Raw genomic sequence first — 22,670 nt, 5'->3', positions numbered from 1 at the left:
ATTGAAACAAAAGGCATTATGACAAAAGAAAATCAAAATCCCATGGAAGAGCAGGAAGTCAGTGTAGAACAAAAACTGACAGCTTTATATAACCTACAGCAAATTGACTCCCAAATTGATAAAATAAAAATTGTTCGTGGTGAACTTCCGTTGGAAGTGGAAGATCTGGAAGATGAAATAGCCGGTTTGGAAACCCGTATCACCAATTTCCAGGAAGAAAAGGAGAAGTTTGAACAGTTTATCAAAGACAAAAAAGAAGCCATTAACGAAAGTAATGCGCTGATTAAAAAATATTCTGACCAGCAGATGAACGTGCGAAACAATCGTGAATATGATTCGTTGAGCAAGGAAATTGAATTCCAGAATCTGGAAATTCAACTGGCTGAAAAGAAAATCAGGGAAGCTCAGGCCCGTATTGAAGCTATTGAAAAAGAGATGGAACAAGCCCGGGAAAAACTGGAAGAACGCCGTCAGGATTTAGAAGCCAAAAAAGCGGAACTGACCGGAATTATTGCTGAAACGGAAAAAGAGGAACAAGAACTTATCCGTAAATCGCAGGAAAATGAAAAATATATCGAAGAGCGTTTACTGACGGCTTACAAACGGATTCGGAAAAATGCACGCAATGGGCTGGCTGTAGTGAAAATTGAACGGGATGCCTGTGGCGGATGCTTTAACAAAATCCCACCTCAGCATCAGCTGGATATTAAATTGCACAAAAAAATTATTGTGTGCGAGTATTGTGGCCGTATTTTGGTAGATGACGAAATTGCCAACAAGGCTAAAGAATTGGCAGAAGAATCATAAAACAAATAAAGTTCTTTAACAAAAAAGCGATGAATTTTCATCGCTTTTTTTATTTCTCATTACAAGGCCTGTTCCGACAAAAAGTGCTGTATTTCTTTGGAAATAACTTGGGCCGGTTTGTTTACCGGATAGATTCGGACCGAGGTAAGGCGATACCGCTCAATAACTTTATCTACTAAGTGTTGCCGTACCGTCATTAGTACCGGTTGTCGTTTTTTAAGTAGTTCCTGTAAAACGGTATCCCAGGTTTCTCCCTTGAGTTCGAATGGCCCAATTTCATCGATAATAGCCAGTGCATTGGGGTTTTGCATGCCAGCGTAGAGTAGTGCTTCTCCTTTTTTGATGGTTTCCGGATAAAAAACAAAAGCTCCTTTTTGTTTTGTTTCAGAACGGGTCCGTTCACACAGCAGATACTTTTCTCCGGAACGGATATCTACCAGATCAAATTTTGAACGGACATCCTTTTCCCAATACCCCAGGGCATAAAAACCAAAAAGGGGAATCTTTTTTTCCCGGAGGATGTCAATAATTTCCTGGAGTCGTGTGGTTTTTCCCGAACCCTGTTCTCCCGTCAGAATGAATACCCCATGTTGCTTCATGAAACAAATTTATGAAAACCTGTGCTTTTTTCATGTATGGATTGCCATAGACTTTATCTTTGCATCATGTTATTTTCAACCAACCGGTTATCGGATATAAAAACGGAAGCGGTAGAGCAATTGCTGGAACTTTATCCGGAAGAAGAAGCGTTGAGTATTGTGAATTTGCTGATCCGGCATCTTTTCGGCCTGTCGAGGGTGGAGCAGCAATTGCAAAAGGAGAGAAGGCTCTCCGAATCGGAGCTCCTCCTGTTTTTTCGGGCTTTTCAGCGTTTGAAGAAAGCTGAACCGGTGCAATATGTACTCGGAACGGTTTCTTTTTATGGAATAAAAGTCCGGGTAGATCCGTCGGTTTTGATTCCTCGTCCGGAAACGGAAGAGCTGGTTCATTTGATGATTACCGAGAATCCGTTTTTCAAGGGAAATGTTTTGGACATTGGAACAGGCAGTGGTTGTATTGCACTGGCGTTAAAAAAATCGTGTCCCGAGTGCCGGGTTACCGCTGTCGATATTTCGGAAAAAGCATTGGCTCTTGCTGCAGAAAATGCTTCAGACGCCGGATTGAACATCGATTTCAAACGGTGTGATGTTTTGGAAACAGCGCGTTGTGCTGATGTTTTGTCAAAAAAATTTCAATGGATTGTCAGTAATCCGCCTTACGTTTTGCAAAGCGAGAAAGAATACATGGAAAAGCGGGTGTTGCATTATGAACCTGAACAGGCCCTTTTTGTAGAAGATACGGACCCGCTGCTTTTTTATAGAAAGATTCGGATACTGGCAGAAAAAATTCTGGATAAAAATGGTGCTATTTACTTGGAACTCAATGCTGCTACGGCCCGTGATGTAGCAAATCTTTTTGAAACCAAGGGGTTCCGTAATGTGGAAATATTGAAAGATTTTCGCGGCAAAGCGCGGTTTTTACGTGCTTTCCGGAAAGAATAAACCGTTTTTACCGGGAATAACTTATCGGGTTTTTTAAACGGAACAGTAAATGATCAAGAAAATCTTTTGTCTTTTGATAAATTCCCGGACTGTTTGACTCACGCGGACCAACGATATTTACGGCTTCGATATGATTTTCTTCCAACATATTCAATAAGCCGGTTTGCTGGTCTTCGATATTCATGGTTAAATGCACAACATACACCGGTTTGTCGTATTTTTCGGCATAATCAATGGCTTCGAAAGTTCCGGTATCCGGTTTGTCAAGCAGAAAAACTAAAAGCCCATCACTTTCTTGTACGTTTCTTTTAGTCCTTTCGCTGTAGTAGCGCGATTCCGTTTCTTTTAACGGATAATGTTCAGGAATTGTACCATCTTCAGCTCGTCGTCCTTTCGGGCACCATCCGCTACAGGTAATTCCATGTTCAATGGCAAAATCCAATGCCGCTCTGTCAACACCTGTTTGTCCCCCCGAAATAATCCGTCGCGACTTTATCAAATCTGTCATCTATCTATTTTGCATTGTTCACAAAATCTCGTTGGGCTTTGAATAAATTGATGGCTTGTAAAAATAAGTTTTTGGTTTCATCCAGCAAATTTAAATATAAAATGCTATTTCGGGTACCTACCTGTTTCTTTTTTATTCTCCGGATCTGATTTTTCCGGTACGATTCAATGTGGCGTAACCCTTTTGCCTGCTCTTCAAGCAATTTGGGTTGTGACGAAAAATCTTCCTTGATGATACTTTGTAAAGTAATCTTCAGGATAGTTTCCATGTGTTCCGACAGATGTTTCAACTCACTGATTTGTTCCGGAATGAGCGGTTTATGGTTGTTATCCACGTGTTCAAGGGCGTGGCTAGTAAAGAAAGAGATACTGTGGAGCATTTCGCGCATGTAATCCATGGCTTGTACCAGGAACGATCCGGAGTCAATGGTCATTTCATCCAGCCGTTCAATCACTACGTTGATATGATCTTTGATATATTTTGTGCGTACCGCCATTTCATCAATGGCTTTTTTGGTTTTCCGGAGTTTTTTCACATCCTCTTTTTCCAGCCCTTCAATGGTGTGCCGGTATTCGCGAATTACATTCTTCAGGTTTCCTACCAAAAGGGTCAGGAAACGTTCTGATACGTTCTCTTCTGTTACGCCATAAACTTCTTCACCGATTTCGCGGCTTTTTTCTGTTTTCTTTTTATGGGCAATTGATGAACGATAAACCATGTAAAATACCAATACAAGAGCAACGAAGATGGAAACACTGCCTAGGTAATGGAAAATGTAAACCAAAGCGAAAGAGATAATAAATGCCGTTAGGGCAGTGAGAAACCATCCGCCAATTACAGAAAATACACCGGAAATTCTGTATACGGCACTTTCGCGGTCCCAGGCTCTGTCGGCAAGCGACGCTCCCATGGCTACCATGAAAGTAACATAAGTGGTGGAAAGAGGGAGCTTTAAGGATGTTCCAAAAGCAATTAAGATACTGGCTACCACCAGACTGACAGATGCGCGGATTAAATCAAAAGCCGGCGGATCAGCCACTTCTTCGGCCACTTCCATTTGGTAAGGCTCAAATTGTTTTTCAATGGCCTGCAAAATGAAATTCGGTGTAATTTTCCGGATTCCTTTCGACATGTTGATGGAAGAACGAACCAGCATCTTGGAGAAAGTATTGGGTTTAAAGCGTTCGTCACCGGTTTCCTGCCGGCTCAAATCTACCGATGTTTTAATGACTGATTTGGCTTTTTTAGAGAAATAAAGGGTGAAAACCATAATGACTCCTGACATCAATAAAAACGTAATCGGTGTGGGCACTTTCCCCATTAGTTCGATCATTCCCAGCGAACTGGGATCGGCTCCCGGATGTTTCAAATAGATCAAAAACGCATCGTATCCGGCAATAGGAACGCCAATAAAGTTTACCAGGTCGTTTCCGGCAAAAGCCATGGCTAAAGCAAAAGTACCACCCAATACAATGGTTTTAAGGATATTTAATTTGAATAACCAGTTCAGAATTTGTAAAAGAACACTCCATCCTACAAAACTGTAAAGGATAATGATTCCGGAATGACTGGCAATCCATGCTTTGTGTGCGTCTGAAATAAAAGTGGCATTAACCGCTCCTTTGATCAGGATGAAATAGGTGATGGAACTAAAAGCTATGCCTCCCCAGATGGCGCCGAACCATTTTACCCGTCTTTGGTAATTGAACGAGAAAATAATACGGGCAATATATTGAATGATAGCACCTACCGTAAAAGCGATGGCTACCGAAACCAGGATTCCCGAGATAATGGCCAGAGCTTTTCCCGAGTTAATAAAATAACCCAGTGAAAGATGCTGGTGCATGTCGGTGATGATGTGATGATCAAATAAATATTGTTTGAATTTCAGCATCTGTTCCGGAGAAGCTGAAAGCTTAATGACGGCCATCGCTACAGCAGCTCCCAGCAGCTCAAACACAATGGAAACAGTGGTGGAGGTAGGCATCCCCAGGGTGTTAAAAGTATCCAGCAAAATGAGGGTAGAGATCATTACGGCCACAAACATGACCATCATCTCAGAAAAATAGAACATTTCCGGATGAAAGATCCCTTTTCGGGCCACTTCCATCATGCCGCTGGAAAAAACAACACCAAACAAAATTCCCATGGCCGCCACGGCAATGATAACCTTAAATGAGGCTACTTTTGAACCAATGGCTGAATTAAGAAAGTTAACCGCGTCGTTGCTGACCCCAACGACCAGATCAAAAACGGCAAGTAAAAAAAGGATGCCGGTCATTACATAATAAAATGTTTCCATAATGCTTTTTATATCATCATTTGCGGAACAAATTTAGACGTTAACCGGTTCGTTCCTGTTATTTTGATGTTAAGAAATTATTAATTCTTTTAAATAAAAGAACCTGCATCTTTTTAATTTTCAATATGATAATTGTTAATCTTCTATTGGATCCGGACATCCAGTGCATCGCGCAGGCTGTTGCCAAGAGTCATAAAGGCTAATACCAGTAAAACAATGGCAAGTCCCGGAATAATGGCAAGGTAAGCGGAATTGAGCACAATGAAACTGTAATATTCTTTGATCATATTTCCCCAGGAAGGAACAGGTGGTTGCACGCCGATACCTAAAAAGCTTAAACCGGCTTCAATCAGAATGGCTGCAGCAAAATTGGCTGCGGAAATTACGATTACCGGGCTTAAAATGTTGGGAAGAATATGACGCATCATGATCCGGAAATTGGGATAACCCAGGGCAAAACCGGCTTCCACGTATTCTTTTTCGCGTACGCTCATCATTTGTCCGCGTACCACACGGGCTACTTCAACCCACATGGTGAGTCCTACTGCTACAAAAATTTGCCAGAATCCTTTTCCCAGTGCAAAGGTAATGGCAATAACCAGCAACAGGGTAGGAATAGACCAAACCACGTTGATCAGCCACATAATTAATTCGTCGGTTTTTCCCCGGTAAAATCCGGCCATGGAGCCCAATAATATGCCTACCAGCAGCGAGATGGTTACCGAAATAAAACCTACAGAAAGACTGATGCGTGTTCCCAGCAGGAGCCGGCTCAGTAAATCGCGGCCAAACTGGTCGGTTCCCAGCCAGAACGTTCGGGTAATCAAATTGTTTTTTAGGATCTGTGATTTTAGATCGTTGATCTGAACTTCTCGCGTTTTTCCGGAGATAGTGGTAAACACGATTTTTTGACCGACAATTTTTGGTTTTCCCTTTAAAGGATAAACAACATCGGCCAGATTAAAAGTTTTTAAAAGTCCGCTGCTGTCTTCGTCATAAAGTTTAACGGTGATCGTTCCATTATGAAAGGTCCAGGAAGTTACAGGATAGTAGGTATAAATATCTTTTTGTCCTTCCAGTATTTTATGGAGAAGGCCTTTTTGTTCTACCGGATTATTTTTTCGTACCAGCAACATTTTTACGCTGAAGCCGGGTTTTTGAGTGGTAAGGGCCAGATTTTGCCGGTTGGCGTTTGGTGTAGCATCCGGAATAATAAGGTAAGCAAATAGTCCCACCAGTATGGCCAGTCCGATAACACTAAGTGCAGCCATACCTTGTATATTTTTCCTGAACTTTTGCCAGGCAAGCCTGGAAAGTGAACCGGAGGTGTACTCTTTTTTTCTTGCTTGAAACATTGTGCCAAAAGTAAAAAAACATCAGTATGAAATCTTTTTTTAAAGGAGTTAAATTTTTTCTAAAAATTTTTACAGTTCTTTTAAAAAAAGAAAAATGTTGTATATTTGCGCCCCTGAAACGGTGGATGTAGCTCAGTTGGTTAGAGCATCGGATTGTGGTTCCGAGGGTCGTGGGTTCAAGTCCCATCTTCCACCCAGAAAAATAAAAAACTGTCTGTTTTTGCAGGCAGTTTTTTTATTTACTGTTTCTTTTTTTCCTGAGGTTGTTTTCCTTTTTTGAAGGATTTTTAAATGCAGGACATACAGCTTGTTAACTTGCCTGCAGATTTAACAGAAAAATACATTTGACCGGTAGCGGTATTTAATTCTTTTATATTTTTGCCATCAATCAAAAAAAAGAAAAAAATGGCTTTAGAATTCACAGATGCAAATTTTGACGCACTGGTACTGCATTCCGATAAACTCGTTATTGTTGATTTTTGGGCAGTTTGGTGTGGTCCATGCCGTGTTATCGGCCCGATCGTTCAGGAAATTGGCGAAGAATATGCCGACAAGGTTATGGTAGGCAAGTTGGATGTTGATCATAATCCGGCTGTTGCCCGGCGTTATGGCATTCGTAATATTCCCACTATTCTTTTCTTTAAAAACGGAGAAGTAGTGGATAAACAGGTGGGATCAGTGCCTAAACAGGTTCTGGTAAATAAACTGGAGCAGTACCTTTAGGCAGACATACTGTTTATTGAAAATAGAAAAGTCGCCTTTTTGGCGACTTTTTTTATTGGTGGGATCTGATATAAAAAAACCAGCAAAAAGTGACTGAAGTGAGAGAGGGGTTTTTGTTTCTTGAGAAAAACTAAAATTTTGCCATGATTTGAAACCGGAGAGTCGTTTTGTGGGGAACCGGAATCCGGTCGGCTCCGGAAGAAACGTGATTTTGGTTAAAAAAAGTCGTTCGTCCGATTTTTAACCAAAAATGGAGAAATGAATGTATGTGGTAATGCAATAACAAATAAATTCGCTGCCCTTTGTTATAGTAAGGCAAAACGGAAAAAGCGTACAGCACATCGTTTTCGTAAGCATAAATCCGGCTATTCCAGTCATCCGTATCAAAAAGTGCATAACGCATGTTGATCGTCAATGGAAGTTTTTGAAAATGAAAGGCAACATCTTGTAGTGTTAAAAACCCCACTTCTTGATCTTTATCTTTTTGATAATTAATATATTCAATGCGCGTTTGCAGAGTGAAAAGGGGGATGGGAGAGAAATGTAAAACATACCGTATGTCGTACAGGCTTTTGTTGGCCAAAGGAATCTGATACGAATCCGGAGAGATTAAATTCTCTTCGCGGTTGCCATAACGCAGGCGAACAAACATGTTCAGGCGGGAAGAAGCCAGCAGATCAAGTTGGGCTAAAAAAGCTTTCCCATTGGAAGGGGCATTTATTCTAAACCGGAGCCAGGGGAAACGGTAATAATCGGCGTAAGCCGAGAAAGTGAACAAAGGGGACAACAGCATTTTAATTCCTACATAAATTCCTTCTTCGTTATGAGGACGTTCTGATTCCATAAATGGAGAGGCGTAAATAACTTGATAATCGGGGGATAAATAGCGATATGCCAGCACAAAAGACAGCCGGTCGTCCGGATAGAAATTAAATCCTGTTGTTCCGGCAAAAGCTTTTCCCGGATTGGCAGCCAGCTCACCAAAGAAAGAAAACCGGTTGACCATTCCCGAAAAGTCAACAGAAGCGTTGGTGAATGTTTTTCCCCGGAAATCATAAATCCGGTAAAGTTGTGTATCGGGTTCGAGTGGTAAACTTAACCGGGTTTGGTAAAAAGTGGCTCCAACCTGCCAGCTTTTTCCGGAATAATTTAGGTGTCCGCCTGCTGCTGAAATAGTCACTGTGTTTTTATGAAGCAGTTCCCGAAGGGTTCTGTGTAATCCGCTTTCCGGGAGAGCTGATATTTCTTCTTGTTGCGAAACCGGAGAAACAAAAAGGGTCCCGTCAATTTTATGTTGAGAATAGAACAGCGTTAGCGCAAAATTCTTTTTCCCCAGTGTAACGGCAGCTCCCCGCAAAAAACGGCTTTCGTTGGATGCTGTATTGGGCCGGATGCCTGTTCCGTAATATTTTATCTGTGTGGTTTCGGCAGATTTACCGAAAGTGAGTCCCGACCATAAACACAGCCCTTGTCCGAATTCCAGATGATAATCGCCAATGATGGCTTTTTGCACGATGCCAACATGAGCAATGGTTATGAAAGCGGAGAAAAAGTCCGGAAAACGGGGGAAATGACTTCCCAATTGTTTTTTCAGGCTGTCGTTAAACCGGGGAGACCAAAGTACTTCTCCGGCATCTTTATCCATTGTTACTCCCATCCTGACAAAGTCAGAAGACCGGAAAGCATAGCGCAGGTAAAGATGTTGGGGACTGCCCAAATAATCGGTGCCCGGATACCGGATAGCAGAGTCGGCAGGCCGGCGGTAACCCATCGATTTTTCTAAAACCTGACCATAACGTAAAATAATATTTTGATGGCTGTACCGAAGAATATTTTTCCAATGAAAGTCCCTTGGTTTTTGGGGTTTTCCTGTTTTGGTGAAAGGAGAAATTTTCCGGATGGTTTGTGTAGTAAAACCATTGATATATTGTAGTTCATACACACTGTATATCCATCCATATTGGTGGATGTAATTTTCCAAGGCGCTGAGTTGAAATTCATTAAGTAAATGAAGCTCCAACAGTTTTTTGACTTCCGGACTGTTTATATTAATGGGATGAGCTGCATAGTAAATAAGAGCATCTGTCAAATCGGAATAATCTACCGGGTATTTGGTTTGCCGCGAAAGATTTTCCAGCTTGCTGGTAATAAAATTTAGATTGTACCGGATGGTATCCTGCTGCTGAGCATGTAGCTTTCCGAAAGTGTTCCAGCCGGAAATGATCAGAAATAAAAAAACATATTTTATGAATTGCTTCATGTCAGAACGATAAATTCAGGGAGGCCTCCGGCGAAAAACCCAGCGATTGGTGCAGGGTTGTGCTCAGGTCGAATTGCATCTTTTTTAGGTGCCATCCGAAACCAAAAGCGAAAATATCGCCGGAAGAAGCAATTCCTGCTCTGAAAAAGAATTCTTTTTGGGTTTGATATTCTATTCCTCCCCGTATTACAATGGGTTGCCAGTTGGTATTCTTTTCGGCCTCAAATGTTGTCAACAGGTTCGGTGAAAAACGATAAGCAATTCCAAAACGAAACAGTGCCGGAGTCTTTTCAGGCGATTGACGGGTTAATTTTACCCGTACCGGATTAAAGAGATAGAGTCCCATCGTTGTGTTCCGGCTGATAGCAACCTGTAATCCCAAAGCGAAGGTAAAATTGGAATGATGTCCGTAAATATCGCCAAAAGCGGTTTGCAGATAATCCATACGTACCCCCAGCCGGATATTATGACTCAGCTGACGGGCATAGCCTAATCCGGCTTTCATTTCGTGATAGAGAGAATATCCGAAATAGCGCATATTCATTCCGAAGGTTCCGGATTTTACCGGGTAAATCACAGCGACATCTGCTGTGCCAAGGTGCGGGGATAAATAGCTGTTTTGAAATCCCATGGCGGCAGAAAAGTGGAGGATGCCGGCGATTCCTGCCGGATTGTTTTCGATACTCCATACATCTGAGAGGGCTGTAGAACATCTATCCAATCCCGCAGAGCGGGCTCCGGCTGGTTCCCACAATCCACCGGCCAAAAGAAAAGGTGTCAGAAACAACAGAAAGGCCAGGGTAAAAAATATCCGCTGAAATCGCTTCCACGAGAAATAAGCAGGGGCAAACATGATTTTTAAAGGGTTTTTTGGTTTTCTGGCCCCTAAAAGTATTGAATTTTTATCGAAAAGTCAATCCGATGATTCACTTTCATTTTTTTAATTCCGGGGTAAAAATTTTTGTCTGTACTATTGGGGTTTTGTTTATTTTAGTTTCCAAATTTAGTACGCATGAAAAATATTGAAACGCTAATTAATGAAGCGTGGGAAAATAGAGAACTATTAGAAAATCAGGAAGTTAAAAACGCTGTGATGGAAACGGTGGATTTGCTTGACCGGGGAAAATTGCGTGTTGCCGAACCTGATGGTGATACATGGAAAGTTAATGAGTGGATAAAAAAGGCGGTGATTCTTTATTTTCCGTTGCGACAAATGGAAACCCAAGAGGTAGGAATGTTTGAGTTTCATGACAAAATTCCGTTAAAAAAGAATTATGCAGCGTTAAATGTGCGGGTGGTTCCGCATGCACTGGCCCGTTACGGTGCTTATCTTGCACCGGGAGTGGTAATGATGCCGTCGTATGTGAATATTGGCGCTTTTGTGGACAGTGGAACGATGGTGGATACCTGGGCTACTGTAGGATCATGTGCACAGATTGGGAAAAATGTTCATTTAAGCGGAGGTGTAGGAATTGGAGGAGTACTTGAGCCGGTTCAGGCAGCTCCTGTGATAATTGAAAACAATTGTTTTGTCGGATCACGTTCTATTGTGGTAGAAGGTGTCAGAGTAGGTGAGGAGGCTGTGTTGGGAGCCAATGTCGTACTTACGCAAAGTACCCGGATTATAGATGTCAGTGGTGACGAACCTGTTGAGTACAAAGCTTATGTTCCGCCCCGGTCGGTGGTTATTCCCGGAACATATACCAAACATTTTCCTGCCGGTGACTATCAGGTTCCCTGTGCTTTGATTATTGGAAAACGAAAAGCTTCAACAGATAAAAAAACGTCACTTAACGATGCGCTGCGTCATTTTCAGGTGCCGGTTTAAACAGGATGAATGAAAAAGATATTGATTATACAAACAGCTTCTTTGGGTGATGTGATTTTGGCCACGCCACTGATTGAAAAACTGCACCATTTTTTTCCGAAAGCAAAAATTGATTTTTTGGTAAAAAATGGTAGTGAAACACTTTTGCGTAATCATCCTTATTTGCGGCATTTGCTGGTTTGGGATAAATCAGAAAAGAAATATAAAAATTTGCTGGAGCTTTTGCGTTTTGTCCGGGAAGAAAAATATGATTTGGTAGTCAATACGCAACGTTTTGCTTCCACAGGGATACTTACAGCATTATCAGGAGCCTCTTATACTACCGGTTTTCGGAAAAATCCGTTTTCTCTTTTTTTTACCCGACGTATAGAACACAAGATCTCAGCGGATGAGAATGGTCCTCATGAAATTGAACGGAATCAGAAATTGGTAGAGCCATTTACCGATTCCCGGCTTTTTAAGCCTCGTTTATATCCATCGAAACACGATGATGCCAAGGTGTCGCAATACAAAACCCGGCAGTACATTACACTTTCTCCGGGGAGTTTGTGGTTTACCAAAGCTTTTCCGGAAGAAAAATGGACCGATTTTGTTCGGCGTATCGATTCGGACCTAATGGTTTATTTTCTTGGCTCAGAAAAGGAAAAAACTATAATTGAACGGATTATCAAAAACTCGGGACATGCCAATAGCCTAAATCTGGCTGGGAAATTGACGCTTCTTGAGTCGGCAGCTTTGATGCGGAATGCAAAAATGAATTATACAAACGATTCGGCACCTATGCATCTGGCTTCAGCCATGAATGCCCCGGTGGCTGCTGTTTTTTGTTCCACCGTACCGGCTTTTGGTTTTGGCCCTCTTTCGGATATCTCGTTTATCATAGAAACAGATGAAGTGTTGAAGTGCAGGCCGTGTGGGTTACATGGAAAAAAATCGTGTCCTGAAAAACATTTTCGTTGTGCAAATCGTATTGATGTTAAAAAACTGTTGTCATGTCTGAAAAATTAAGCGAAGAGATTGAAAAGTCGGTAAGTCTGTTCCGGCAGGGAAAAATTCTGCTGTATCCTACCGACACGGTGTGGGGAATTGGTTGTGATGCTACCAATGCGAAAGCCGTGAGCCGAATCTTTCAGTTAAAGAACAGACAGGAACAAAAAAGCATGATTGTTTTACTGGATGCCAAAGAGAAATTGAAAGATTATGTAGAAGAAATACCTCCCATCGCTTATGATCTGATTGACAATGCAGCATCACCCATCACTATTGTGTATAACCGGGCGAAGAATTTACCTTCCAATTTGATTGCTGCCGACGGAAGTATTGCTATTCGGATTGTTAAGGGGGATTACTGCGTGGAAGTTATCCGCAAACTGGGAAAACCATTAGTTTCTACTTCTGCTAATATTTCGGGAGAGCCAACCCCTACAACTTTTGAACAAATACCGGAAGTGATTAAACAAAAAGTAGATTATGTGGTGGATATTTACCACGGCCGAGTGCGGTCTGTCCGTCCTTCCACGGTTTTGAAGTTGGAAGAAAACGGAACATTTAAAATTTTGCGTCTTTAATTTTTATGTTGTAACGGCTTCTTTTTTTGCGTAATACCGCACCATTTCTTTAAAAGAATTGAGATTGAGAGGTTTAGAAATATAATCGCTAAACCCGCAGGTTAGTAAATATCTTTTGTCTTCGGCAAATGCAAAAGCGGTAACTGCCACAACCGGTGTATTATTATGGTGAGGTAGTGCCTTAATGGTATTCAGTAAATCGATGCCGTTGATTTCGCCATCGAGCCTGATATCTAGCAGGATTAAGTCATATTTGTTTCGATTTAACAGGGCTAAGGCTTCTTCTGCCGTGGCACAAATAGTTAAATCATAATGTTTGCCGATGAGATGTCTGACAAGAATGCGACTTTGTAAATCATCATCTACATACAAAATTTTGCGCTGTTTGTTTGTTCTTTTTGTTTTTTCAGACGATGGAAGCGTTTGCATGATAAAGTATTTTAATGGTTTACAGGTTATTTTAGCGGAATATAAACCATGAATTCCGAACCTTTTCCTTCTTTAGAATTTAATTTTAAGAAACCACCTATGCGTTCTATATATTTTTTAGCCAGGCTGAGCCCCAGTCCGTTTCCTTCATATTTTCGTCCGTACCCCGAGCTCACCTGAATAAAGTCGTCAAAAATAGTTTGTTGATTTTTTTTCGATATGCCAATACCCGTATCCTTGATGATAAACAAAACATAGTCTTTTCCGTTTTTCGTTGCTTTGGATGCCGACAGTCGTATTTCTCCTTCGTTAGTAAACTTGATGGCATTATCCACAATTTCTTCCAGTGCATCAGAAATAACATTCCGGTCACTAATCAAATACAACTCTTTAATTTCGGAATGAAAAGTTATCTGAAGATTTTTCCGTTCTGCTTCTTCCCGTTTTTTCTCGTAGATTCTCCGGAAAACGGCAATGGCATCAATTCCTTCTTGTTTAAATTCATAGGTTTCGGAGTCGAGCCGGGAGATAGCAATGATCATGTCGAGGGTTCTTAGCAAACGTTGACCACTTTCGTTAATGTAACCGCTCATTTCGCGAATGGCATCCATATCTTCCATTTCGAGAATTAATTCAGAGAAGCCTAAAATACCATTTAACGGGGTTCGCAGTTCATGGCTGATGTTAGCCAGGAAAGCCGATTTTAGCCGGTTGGCTTCTTCTGCTTTTTCTTTGGCTTGTTTCAGCTCTTTTTCCAGTTTTTTTCTCAGGGTGATGTCTTCTTTCATCCCGAGGTAGCGGATTACATTTCCCCGGTCATCTTTTATGGGAGTAATGACCGCATATTCATAATAGATTTCCCCGTTTTTTCGCTTGTTGATGAATTCACCACGCCAGGTTTTCCCTTTTTGAAGTGTTTTCCACAGACTTTTAAATACTTTAGTAGATGTTTTCTTGCTTTGTAGTATGCGTGGATTTTTCCCTACAGCTTCCTGGAGCGTATATCCGGTAACTTTTGTAAAGCTGTCATTAACATATTCAATTTCACCTTCCAGATTGGTAATAACCACAGAAAGAGGGCTTTGTGTAATGGCTGTGGATAGCAGTTTAATTTCTTCTATAGCCTGTACTTCTTTAGTAACATCAAAAAGGCTCCCAAGTCCTGCTTTTTGGCCCTCGTACCAAATATATCCGGCGGTAAAATCAATCCAGATGGTTTTGCCTGTTTTAGAAACTACCCGAAAGCGATAGTGAGTAGGAACTTTTTCCTGTTTAACTCGTTTTAACCCACGTTCTTTAACAAAAGCTTTGTCATCGGGATGTATTACATCCCAAAAGAACATTTTTTTCATTTCTTCGGCCGTATAGCCCAAAAGACGGGTTACTGCCGGATTTACATATAAAAATCGTTCAAGGTTATAGATAACAATACCGGCAGAAGTATTTTCGGTAAGTGAACGAAAAAGGTTTTCCGAATGTTTTAACCGTTCTTCAGCTTTAATTCGCTGGGTAATATCGATGAGATAACCTTGTATTTGAATCAGATTTCCTTGCTCATCAAACTCACCAAAAGCATTTTCCAGAACAACCAGCGGTTTTCCGGTGCGGGTGTGCATACGGACTTCAAAATTTTCAATTTTCCCTTTGGTCAGGATATCTTGTTCAAATTTTTTCCGGTCTTCGGGATTGCTGTATAAATTTCTGGAACCGTATTCGTTTAATTGTTTCAGGCTGTCAAATTCAAAAATATCAAGTACTTTCTGGTTACAGTAAATTACTTCATTTTTGGTTTCAAGATAATCGCCGGAGATATCGTGTTCCACAAATTTTTTGAACTGTTCCAGGCTTCGGTGCAGTTCGCGTTCGGCTTTGAGCTTGTCTTCCAGTATTTTTCGTTGTTCAAGTACATTTTTTACCGCTACGTTCAAACGCATGAGATGTTCTTTGGTCACATAATCTGATGCGCCGGCTTTGATTGTGCTAACGGCAATTTCTTCGTTAATGGAACCGGTAACGATAATAAATGGTGTGATAGGACAAAGCTCATTCCGGATAGCCAGTGCTTCCATTCCGGAAAAGGAGGGAAGATTGTAATCCGACAGAATAACATCTGGTTTAAAATCAGAGAGTTTTTTTTCGTAATCTTCTTTATTGTCAACGGTAACAGCATCAAAATCGAACTCTCTGCCAAGTTCGAACCGTAACAATTTGTCATCGGCAGGAATATCTTCAACAATGAGAATACGTAAGCGGTTCATAAAAAAATTCTTGTTTTTTTCAGCCGTTACCTTGTTTGGTTGCCCAAAGATATAAATTTACGGATAAAAACAGTTGAGTTCGTTAATGATTCTTCTATGAGTTATTAACAGCCAGGTTGAAATGTATTTCACACTTGGTTTTTTTTCGCATTTAAGGGATGGTATCGGAGAATGGTTTGTTTTAAATCAGTATCGTTTAAATGGGTGTAAATTTCTGTGGTACTGATAGAAACGTGTCCTAACATCTCCTGCACAGCCCGTAAGTCGGCTCCGTGGCGAATAAGGTGTGTGGCAAAAGAATGCCGGAACGTATGCGGACTGACTTTTTTACGAATTCCTGCCTTTTCGGCTTGTTTTTTCACCAGTAAAAAGATCATTTGCCGGCTCATTTTTCCGCCTCTTCGATTTACAAAAACGATATTTTCCGCTTCTTTTTTTAATGGAATATGAATACGGGAAGTTTGTAAGTATAATTGAAGATGTTTTTGGGCTTCATCACCAACAGGAATAAACCGTTGTTTATTTCCTTTTCCGGTAACGGCAATAATTCCCTGGCGAAGATGCAGATCGGAAATTTTAAGATTTACCAGTTCGGACACACGCAAACCACAACCGTATAAAATCTCAAAAACAGCCCGGTTCCGTTGTCCCATAGGCTCCGACAAATCAACCGATTGTATCAGTTTCAATATTTCATTTTCGTCCATAACATCCGGTAATTTTTTACCTAATCGTGGTGATTCAAGCAACAGCGATGGGTCGGTTTCAATGATTTTTTCCAGCATGAGATAGTTAAAAAACGATTTAATGCCGGATACTACCCGGCTTTGGGAGTAGGCAGCCAATCCGGTTTCTTCAATAAATTCCAAAAACCGGCGCAGATGTTCCTGTGTAACCTGGGAAAGTGTTATCTCCGGAAATTCCGATTCCAGAAAAGAGAACAGCAATTTTACATCATGAAGATAAGCATCTACCGTGTTGTCAGACAAGGCTCTCTCAAGACGGAGATAAACGGCATACCCTTTTATGTATATATTTTCGGACATCGAAAGCACGGATTTATAGAATACTACAGTAAAAACACGAACGAAAGTAGGAAAAATTCTGTGGAAAGTTTATTTTTGTTCCGCTTTAACTCAAAAACAGCAAATATTGTTTAACAAAATAAAATTAAAAGTATGGTAGATTTTTCGTTAGAACCCAAACAAATTGAATTACAAGAGAAAGTAAGAGATTTTGCTCAGCGTGAATTGGTTCCCAATGCACGAAAATATGATGAGTCAGCAGAATTTCCGTGGGATATTGTCAAAAAAGCCTATGCTGAAGGTTTGATGAATGGCCCGATTCCGGTGGAATATGGCGGACACGGACATAATATTTTTGAAAGTGCACTGGCTTCGGAAGAGCTGGGAGCCGGCTGTGTGGGAATCGGAATTTGTATGGATGCCAATACATTGGCTTTAACTCCTTTGTTGTTGGGTGCCAGTGAAGAACAGAAAAAAAGATTTTTTGGACAGATTGTGGAAAGCCAGGGAGTGGCTGCTTATGCACTCACTGAGCCCAATGCCGGTTCGGATGTGGCTGGTATTCGTTCCACAGCAATCCTTCACGGAGACAAATATATTCTGAACGGACACAAGCGTTTTATCACCAATGGTGCGGTGTCGGAATTCATCACGGTTTTTGCTATGGTTGATCCCCAAAAAGGGGCCCGTAGTTTGAGCGCTTTTGTGGTACCGACCAAATCGCCGGGGGTTAAAATTGTTTCGAACCTGAAAAAAATGGGACAAAGAGCATCTGTCCAGACGGAATTCATTTTTGAAGATGTGGAAGTTCCGAAAGAAAATCTGGTAGGCGGAGAAGGTCAGGGATTTATTCTGGCCATGAAAACCTTTGAACGTACCCGTACCGGTGTGGCTGCTTTGAGTGTTGGAAATGCTCGTGCTGCTTATGAAACCGCTAAAGAATGGGCTAAAAACCGGATCCAGTTTGGAAAACCCATTACCGCTAATCAGGGCGTAAGCTTCATGCTGGCCGATATGGCTACCGAAGTAGAAGCTGCCCGGTTGGTTACCTGGTATTCGGCCTGGGCATACGACCACGGTCAAAAATCGAAAAACCTTTTATCGGCTATGGCAAAAATGTATGCCTCTGATGTAGCCATGAAAGTGACTACGGATGCTGTTCAGGTGATGGCTGGCGAAGGCTATTCTACTGATTATCTTGTAGAAAAAATGATGCGGGATGCCAAACTTTGCCAAATCTACGAAGGAACCAACCAGGTTCAGCGTTTGGTTATCGGAAAAGGAATTCTGAGATAAAACATTTGTATTAAAAGAAAAAGCGGCCGGAAGTTCCGGCCGCTTTTTTTGTTCCTGACTTTTTAGATTAAAACTTATACCGTTCATCTTCAATCAGTTTGTTGGCAATACGCCGGCGTGCTTCTTTGGTATTAAGCGGTTCAAAAGCAGTTAGCTTTTGCATGGTTTCTAACATTTTCTGTTTTTCTTCTCCTTCCAGAAAAGCACTTACCGCTTCGGTCGTTTCTTTTTTAAAATGATACATCACATCCTGCATAAGCACATCCAGAATATCGTGATAAACAGAGATGTCTGTTTTCAGTCCGTTCTTTTCCAGCTTTTCAACCCGCAGGAGTGTGGATTCCAGCACATACAAATACATCGACATGTTGGCGATGTTAATCATAATCTCCTCTTCAAAAACCAGTTTCTTTTTGAATTTTTCGTTTAGAACAGGGTAGAGGAGAAGAATCGTTTTTTTCAACTGTTCCACATAGGCATGATGTAAAGCATAATACGATTTGTTTTGTGGATTCACCGGCTCAATTTCATCCATTTTTTTCAGCAATTCGTCGGCTTTCTCCATTAACTGGATTTTATGACGCAAACCGCGTTTCAGTTGGGCATCAGCCACGATCAGCCGGTTAATTTCGTTGGTTCCTTCAAAAATCCGGTTGATGCGCGAGTCGCGGTAAGAGCGGTCAGCCGGAGCTTCTGCCGAGAAACCCATTCCGCCATATATTTGCACCAGCTCATCTACAATATAATCCAGTGATTCGGAGCCATATACCTTTAATAAAGCACATTCAGGTTCAAATTCAGATACCGCACCAATATTGGCTTCTCCATAATTTTTCCCTTCAGCTTTTAAGCGCTCTATTTCATCCTGAATATCTTTGCTGGCACGGTATACTGCTGATTCGGTAGAAAAAGTCCGGATAACCTGTTCGGCCAGTTTGTGTTTGATGGCGCCAAATTCAGCCAGTGCTGAACCAAATTGTTTTCGTTCGCCAGCGTAGGTTACGGAATAATTAATAGCACGGCGCATGCCGCCTACCACGGTGGCTCCCAGTTTGATACGCCCGATATGAAGAATGTTCAGGGCAATGCGGTAGCCCTCACCACGGCGTCCCAGCAGATTTTCTACCGGTACCTTTACATCATTGAAAAAGATTTGCCGGGTGGAAGAACCCTTGATTCCCATCTTGTTTTCTTCCGGGTTCATGGTAATGCCTTCGGTCGATGATTCAACCAAAAAAGCACTCAGTACCCGGTCGTTATCAATTTTGGCAAAAACGGTTAACAAATCAGCAAATCCGCCGTTGGTAATCCACATTTTTTGGCCGTTCAGGATATAGTGTTTTCCGTCTTCGGATAAAACCGCTTTGGTTTTACCGGCGTTGGCATCCGATCCGGCACCCGGTTCAGTCAAACAATAAGCGGCCAGCCATTCGCCTGTAGCCAGTCGGGGAAGATACTTTTCTTTTTGCTCCTCGTTGCCATAATACAACAGCGGCAACGTGCCGATACCGGTATGTGCCATAAAAGCAACCGAAAAAGAATAAGCCGAACCGATCGATTCGTTGGCTTTCATATTGGTTAGGAAGTTTTGTCCGAATCCCCCGTATTCTTCCGGGATGGCAATGCCGAGCAGGCCCATTTCGCCTGCTTTTTTAAGCAGCGAAGGCATAAGCCCTTCTTCGTGTTCGTCTAAAGCGTCAAAATGCGGGGCAACTTCGGTTTCAATAAAATCCTCGCAGGTTTGGGCAATCATTAATTGCTCCTCGTCAAATTCTTCGGGAATAAAAATATCCTCCGGAAGAACATTTTTAACGAGATATTCTCCACCTTTCATAAATGTGTTATTTTGAAATGTTAAAAATAATTTAGGGCAAAAATAAAATTTGTTCTCCTGCTTCTTTTCCGGCGTGATTATTTAGAATATTTCTAAATGTGCACAATCCTATAATTCAAGATCAATCAGAAGGGTACACTGCTGGCAATGGTTAATAACCGGCATAAAAAAAGCGGACTTTTATCCGCTTTTTTTCAATAATTTCACTGAAATATTTTATTCTTCTTTTTTATTTTCAGTTTTTGCTGTTTTCGTTTTTTTCCGTGGTGGCGCAATCTTTACTTTGATTTCATCTTTTTTCGCATTATGATCCACTGTGATGATGTCGCCTTCCTTCAGGGTACTTTTGATAATCTCTTCAGCCAGCGGATCTTCCACATATTTCTGAATGGCTCTTTTCAGCGGCCGGGCACCAAATTGCTCATCCCATCCTTTTTCGATAATGAAATCTTTAGCCCGGGGGGTTACTTTTATTTTGTATCCCATATCCTGAATACGACCGTAAAGTTTCGACAATTCAATATCGATGATTTTGTAAATGTCTTCTTTATCTAATGATTCGAAGATCACGACATCATCAATACGGTTCAGAAATTCCGGGGCAAACGAACGTTTCAACGCATTTTCGATGACTCCGTGAGCATGGCTGGCACGGCTTTGTTTTTTGGCTGCTGTTGAGAATCCTACTCCCTGGCCAAAATCTTTTAATTGTCGTGAGCCGATGTTAGAGGTCATGATGATAATGGTATTTTTAAAGTCCACTTTCCGGCCAAGACTGTCGGTAAGTACACCGTCATCCAATACCTGCAACAACAGATGGAAAACATCCGGATGTGCTTTTTCAATTTCATCAAGCAAGACGATAGAATAGGGTTTGCGGCGTACTTTTTCCGTAAGCTGTCCTCCTTCTTCGTAACCTACATAGCCGGGAGGCGCTCCTACAAGACGCGAAACCGCAAATTTTTCCATGTATTCGCTCATGTCAATCCGGATCAGGGCATCTTCAGAGTCGAACATATACTTAGCCAGCATTTTGGCCAGATAGGTTTTCCCCACACCGGTGGGACCGAGAAAGATAAATGAACCGATGGGTTTATTCGGGTCTTTCAGTCCGGCACGGTTCCGGCGAATAGCTTTTACCACTTTCTTAATGGCATCCGATTGGCCAATGACCTCTTTTTGGAGTTCCGGTTCCATATTGATCAGCCGTTGGCTTTCGCTTTGTGCAATATTGGTAACTGGTATTCCGGTCATCATGGCCACCACTTCGGCTACTTTTTCTTCATCCACAATCTCGCGATGCAGCTGAGCATCTTCTTCCCAGCGTTTTTTGGCTCTTACCAGTTCTTCGCTGTATCTTCGTTCAATATCTCTGAATTGTGCTGCTTCTTCAAATTTTTGCTGATTGATGGATTGTATTTTTTTCTGCCTGATTTCTTCGATGGCTTTTTCAAGATTGATGATTTCTGCCGGCACATGAATATTGCTGATATGCACACGGGCTCCGGCTTCATCTAAAGCATCAATAGCCTTGTCTGGCAGGTAGCGGTCTGAAATATAACGGTTTGTAAGATTTACGCAGGCTCTCAATGCCTCATCGGTGTATTTTACAAGATGATGATCTTCATATTTTTCTTTGATGTTTTCAAGGATATGAAGTGTTTCTTCCGGCGTGGTAGGATCGACCAGTACTTTTTGGAACCGCCGTTCTAATGCGCCGTCTTTTTCGATGTATTGCCGGTATTCGTCTAATGTTGTTGCGCCAATACATTGAAGCTCGCCGCGGGCCAGGGCCGGTTTGAACATGTTGGATGCATCCAGCGAACCGGAAGCATTTCCGGCCCCCACAATGGTGTGAATTTCATCAATAAAAAGAATGATATCGGGATTTTTGGTCAATTCATTTAAAACCGCTTTCATTCTTTCTTCAAACTGGCCACGGTACTTTGTGCCGGCAACCAGCGAAGCTAAATCGAGTGTCACAATCCGTTTGTTAAAGAGTGCCCGGGATACTTTCCTTTGAACGATGCGTAAGGCAAGCCCTTCAGCAATAGCTGATTTACCTACTCCTGGTTCTCCGATCAGAATCGGGTTGTTTTTTTTGCGGCGGCTTAAAACCTGGGCAATTCTTTCCAGTTCTTTATCGCGTCCCACGATAGGATCCAAGCGGCCTTCATCGGCAGCTTTGGTCAGGTCGATGCCGAAATTGTCTAAAACCGGCGTTTTCGATTTCGTTTCGCCTGTTTTTTTAGGACCTTCGCCAAAGGGCGATTTTTCCGGACCGGAAAGTTCACTGCCGGTTTCGCTGCGGACATCCGGATAACTTTCCGGATAGCTTTTATTTCTTTCTTGTTTCAACATTTGTCCCAATTCATCTTTTATTGATTGATAATCAACCCCCTCAAGGGCTAATTTGTGAGTAACCAAATTATTTTCATCCTTCAAAATGGCCAGTAACAGATGTTCTGTACCAATTTCCTCACTATGAAAAACTTTGGCTTCGAGATAGGTTATTTTTAGTGCTTTCTCCGCTTGTTTCACCACCGGAATGTTTTCCATTTCCACCGGCGTACTGTTAGGCGTCTTAATCGCATTCTCTATTTCTGCTTTTAGCTTTTTCAGATCTACTCCCAGCATACGTAACATTTTTACGGCTAAACCTTCTCCATCACGAAGAATTCCCAGCAGAAAATGTTCCAGCCCAATATAATTATTGCCCAGTCGCACAGCTTCTTCGCGGCTGTACGACATGACATCTTTCATTCTTTTTGAAAATTTTGTATCCATACCCTCTTTAAAATTTCTCTGCAAAATTACACATAAGCCTTATACCAAAATCATGCCTTTTTCAGATATTGCTAAAATTTTACATCTTTTTTTTAAAACTATTCCTGTTCATATACAAAGATAAAGACGTAAAAAAAGGAATCACAGGT

Annotated in this window: 18 protein-coding genes and 1 tRNA gene; 8 read left to right on the top strand and 11 right to left on the bottom strand. The window is 41.6% G+C overall.

The annotated features are described in order from the left end of the window. Positions 1-18: 18 nt before the first annotated feature. Positions 19-807 (top strand): zinc ribbon domain-containing protein, encoded by a 789-nt coding sequence (locus LA303_RS08340; RefSeq protein ID WP_240524822.1) that lies wholly within the window; start codon positions 19-21, stop codon positions 805-807. A gap of 59 nt (positions 808-866) precedes the next feature. On the opposite strand, the gene LA303_RS08335 is transcribed toward LA303_RS08340, so the two are convergent. After that, on the bottom strand, positions 867-1,406 hold the full coding sequence (locus tag LA303_RS08335; protein WP_240524821.1) for a nucleoside-triphosphatase: 540 nt from the start codon (positions 1,404-1,406) through the stop codon (positions 867-869). A gap of 66 nt (positions 1,407-1,472) precedes the next feature. Here LA303_RS08335 and prmC point away from each other — a divergent pair, with 66 nt between their 5' ends. Then, on the top strand, positions 1,473-2,348 hold the full coding sequence (gene prmC, locus LA303_RS08330) for a peptide chain release factor N(5)-glutamine methyltransferase (protein ID WP_240524820.1): 876 nt from the start codon (positions 1,473-1,475) through the stop codon (positions 2,346-2,348). 7 nt (positions 2,349-2,355) lie between these two features. Here the strand turns inward: prmC and LA303_RS08325 are convergent, their stop codons facing one another. From LA303_RS08325 to LA303_RS08315, 3 genes are all read right to left on the bottom strand, one after another. Beyond that, positions 2,356-2,856 carry a putative molybdenum carrier protein gene (locus LA303_RS08325; protein WP_240524819.1) on the bottom strand — a complete coding sequence of 167 codons (501 nt, stop codon included), beginning with the start codon at positions 2,854-2,856 and terminating at the stop codon, positions 2,356-2,358. Between the two features lie 4 nt (positions 2,857-2,860). Further along, positions 2,861-5,158, bottom strand: a complete 2,298-nt coding sequence (locus LA303_RS08320) for an inorganic phosphate transporter (RefSeq protein WP_240524818.1) — start codon at positions 5,156-5,158, stop codon at positions 2,861-2,863. A gap of 143 nt (positions 5,159-5,301) precedes the next feature. Next, on the bottom strand, positions 5,302-6,429 hold the full coding sequence (locus LA303_RS08315) for an ABC transporter permease (RefSeq protein ID WP_240524817.1): 1,128 nt from the start codon (positions 6,427-6,429) through the stop codon (positions 5,302-5,304). 204 nt (positions 6,430-6,633) lie between these two features. On the opposite strand from LA303_RS08315, the gene LA303_RS08310 reads away from it, so the two are divergent. Continuing rightward, positions 6,634-6,709: transfer RNA gene (locus LA303_RS08310), tRNA-His, on the top strand. 209 nt (positions 6,710-6,918) lie between these two features. Continuing rightward, on the top strand, positions 6,919-7,236 hold the full coding sequence (trxA, locus tag LA303_RS08305; protein WP_240524816.1) for a thioredoxin: 318 nt from the start codon (positions 6,919-6,921) through the stop codon (positions 7,234-7,236). A gap of 130 nt (positions 7,237-7,366) precedes the next feature. Here the strand turns inward: trxA and LA303_RS08300 are convergent, their stop codons facing one another. Both LA303_RS08300 and LA303_RS08295 read right to left on the bottom strand, forming a co-directional pair. Continuing rightward, positions 7,367-9,496, bottom strand: coding sequence for a hypothetical protein (locus LA303_RS08300; RefSeq protein ID WP_240524815.1), 2,130 nt, complete (start codon positions 9,494-9,496; stop codon positions 7,367-7,369). A 1-nt stretch (position 9,497) separates the two neighbouring features. Further along, the gene (locus tag LA303_RS08295) at positions 9,498-10,349 is read right to left on the bottom strand and encodes a PorV/PorQ family protein (RefSeq protein ID WP_240524814.1); all 852 of its coding nucleotides are present in this window, start codon (positions 10,347-10,349) and stop codon (positions 9,498-9,500) included. 159 nt (positions 10,350-10,508) lie between these two features. Between LA303_RS08295 and LA303_RS08290 the strand changes: the two genes are divergently transcribed. The 3 genes from LA303_RS08290 to LA303_RS08280 are packed head-to-tail and all read left to right on the top strand — an operon-like array spanning position 10,509 to position 12,892. Beyond that, the gene (locus LA303_RS08290) at positions 10,509-11,324 is read left to right on the top strand and encodes a 2,3,4,5-tetrahydropyridine-2,6-dicarboxylate N-succinyltransferase (RefSeq protein ID WP_240524813.1); all 816 of its coding nucleotides are present in this window, start codon (positions 10,509-10,511) and stop codon (positions 11,322-11,324) included. Between the two features lie 9 nt (positions 11,325-11,333). Then, on the top strand, positions 11,334-12,332 hold the full coding sequence (locus tag LA303_RS08285; RefSeq protein ID WP_240524812.1) for a glycosyltransferase family 9 protein: 999 nt from the start codon (positions 11,334-11,336) through the stop codon (positions 12,330-12,332). Then, complete coding sequence (locus LA303_RS08280) at positions 12,317-12,892, top strand: L-threonylcarbamoyladenylate synthase (protein WP_240524811.1); 576 nt, start codon at positions 12,317-12,319, stop codon at positions 12,890-12,892. Before LA303_RS08285 ends, LA303_RS08280 begins: the two co-directional genes overlap by 16 nt. A 3-nt stretch (positions 12,893-12,895) precedes the next feature. Here LA303_RS08280 and LA303_RS08275 read toward each other — a convergent pair whose 3' ends face one another. From LA303_RS08275 to xerD, 3 genes are all read right to left on the bottom strand, one after another. Beyond that, entirely contained in the window at positions 12,896-13,321 is a 426-nt protein-coding gene (locus LA303_RS08275) for a response regulator (protein ID WP_240524810.1), read from the bottom strand. A 26-nt stretch (positions 13,322-13,347) separates the two neighbouring features. After that, positions 13,348-15,579 carry a PAS domain S-box protein gene (locus LA303_RS08270; protein WP_240524809.1) on the bottom strand — a complete coding sequence of 744 codons (2,232 nt, stop codon included), beginning with the start codon at positions 15,577-15,579 and terminating at the stop codon, positions 13,348-13,350. Positions 15,580-15,707: 128 nt separating this feature from the next. After that, positions 15,708-16,625: a site-specific tyrosine recombinase XerD gene (gene xerD / locus LA303_RS08265; protein WP_240524808.1), complete on the bottom strand. Its 918-nt coding sequence runs from the start codon at positions 16,623-16,625 to the stop codon at positions 15,708-15,710. A gap of 132 nt (positions 16,626-16,757) precedes the next feature. Here xerD and LA303_RS08260 point away from each other — a divergent pair, with 132 nt between their 5' ends. Continuing rightward, positions 16,758-17,900, top strand: coding sequence for an acyl-CoA dehydrogenase family protein (locus tag LA303_RS08260; protein ID WP_240524807.1), 1,143 nt, complete (start codon positions 16,758-16,760; stop codon positions 17,898-17,900). Between the two features lie 67 nt (positions 17,901-17,967). Here the strand turns inward: LA303_RS08260 and LA303_RS08255 are convergent, their stop codons facing one another. Further along, positions 17,968-19,734: an acyl-CoA dehydrogenase family protein gene (locus LA303_RS08255; protein ID WP_240524806.1), complete on the bottom strand. Its 1,767-nt coding sequence runs from the start codon at positions 19,732-19,734 to the stop codon at positions 17,968-17,970. Between the two features lie 216 nt (positions 19,735-19,950). Then, entirely contained in the window at positions 19,951-22,521 is a 2,571-nt protein-coding gene (locus LA303_RS08250) for an ATP-dependent Clp protease ATP-binding subunit (protein ID WP_240524805.1), read from the bottom strand. Positions 22,522-22,670: the final 149 nt, after the last annotated feature.

The organism is Candidatus Sulfidibacterium hydrothermale, assembly GCF_020149915.1.
In the GTDB taxonomy this organism is placed as follows: Bacteria; Bacteroidota; Bacteroidia; order Bacteroidales; family F082; genus Sulfidibacterium; species Sulfidibacterium hydrothermale.
The sequence above is the reverse complement of the archived record's forward strand: the minus strand, read 5'-3'. Positions and strand labels throughout refer to the sequence as shown.

Coding starts and splice junctions, on each gene's coding strand:
- LA303_RS08320 (WP_240524818.1), bottom strand. CDS start 5,158: ATGGAAACATTTTATTATGTAATGACCGGCATCCTTTTTTTACTTGCC.
- LA303_RS08335 (WP_240524821.1), bottom strand. CDS start 1,406: ATGAAGCAACATGGGGTATTCATTCTGACGGGAGAACAGGGTTCGGGA.
- LA303_RS08270 (WP_240524809.1), bottom strand. CDS start 15,579: ATGAACCGCTTACGTATTCTCATTGTTGAAGATATTCCTGCCGATGAC.
- xerD (WP_240524808.1), bottom strand. CDS start 16,625: ATGTCCGAAAATATATACATAAAAGGGTATGCCGTTTATCTCCGTCTT.
- LA303_RS08250 (WP_240524805.1), bottom strand. CDS start 22,521: ATGGATACAAAATTTTCAAAAAGAATGAAAGATGTCATGTCGTACAGC.
- LA303_RS08290 (WP_240524813.1), top strand. CDS start 10,509: ATGAAAAATATTGAAACGCTAATTAATGAAGCGTGGGAAAATAGAGAA.
- LA303_RS08325 (WP_240524819.1), bottom strand. CDS start 2,856: ATGACAGATTTGATAAAGTCGCGACGGATTATTTCGGGGGGACAAACA.
- trxA (WP_240524816.1), top strand. CDS start 6,919: ATGGCTTTAGAATTCACAGATGCAAATTTTGACGCACTGGTACTGCAT.
- LA303_RS08340 (WP_240524822.1), top strand. CDS start 19: ATGACAAAAGAAAATCAAAATCCCATGGAAGAGCAGGAAGTCAGTGTA.
- LA303_RS08280 (WP_240524811.1), top strand. CDS start 12,317: ATGTCTGAAAAATTAAGCGAAGAGATTGAAAAGTCGGTAAGTCTGTTC.
- LA303_RS08285 (WP_240524812.1), top strand. CDS start 11,334: ATGAAAAAGATATTGATTATACAAACAGCTTCTTTGGGTGATGTGATT.
- LA303_RS08315 (WP_240524817.1), bottom strand. CDS start 6,429: ATGGCTGCACTTAGTGTTATCGGACTGGCCATACTGGTGGGACTATTT.
- LA303_RS08275 (WP_240524810.1), bottom strand. CDS start 13,321: ATGCAAACGCTTCCATCGTCTGAAAAAACAAAAAGAACAAACAAACAG.
- LA303_RS08295 (WP_240524814.1), bottom strand. CDS start 10,349: ATGTTTGCCCCTGCTTATTTCTCGTGGAAGCGATTTCAGCGGATATTT.
- prmC (WP_240524820.1), top strand. CDS start 1,473: ATGTTATTTTCAACCAACCGGTTATCGGATATAAAAACGGAAGCGGTA.
- LA303_RS08255 (WP_240524806.1), bottom strand. CDS start 19,734: ATGAAAGGTGGAGAATATCTCGTTAAAAATGTTCTTCCGGAGGATATT.
- LA303_RS08260 (WP_240524807.1), top strand. CDS start 16,758: ATGGTAGATTTTTCGTTAGAACCCAAACAAATTGAATTACAAGAGAAA.
- LA303_RS08300 (WP_240524815.1), bottom strand. CDS start 9,496: ATGAAGCAATTCATAAAATATGTTTTTTTATTTCTGATCATTTCCGGC.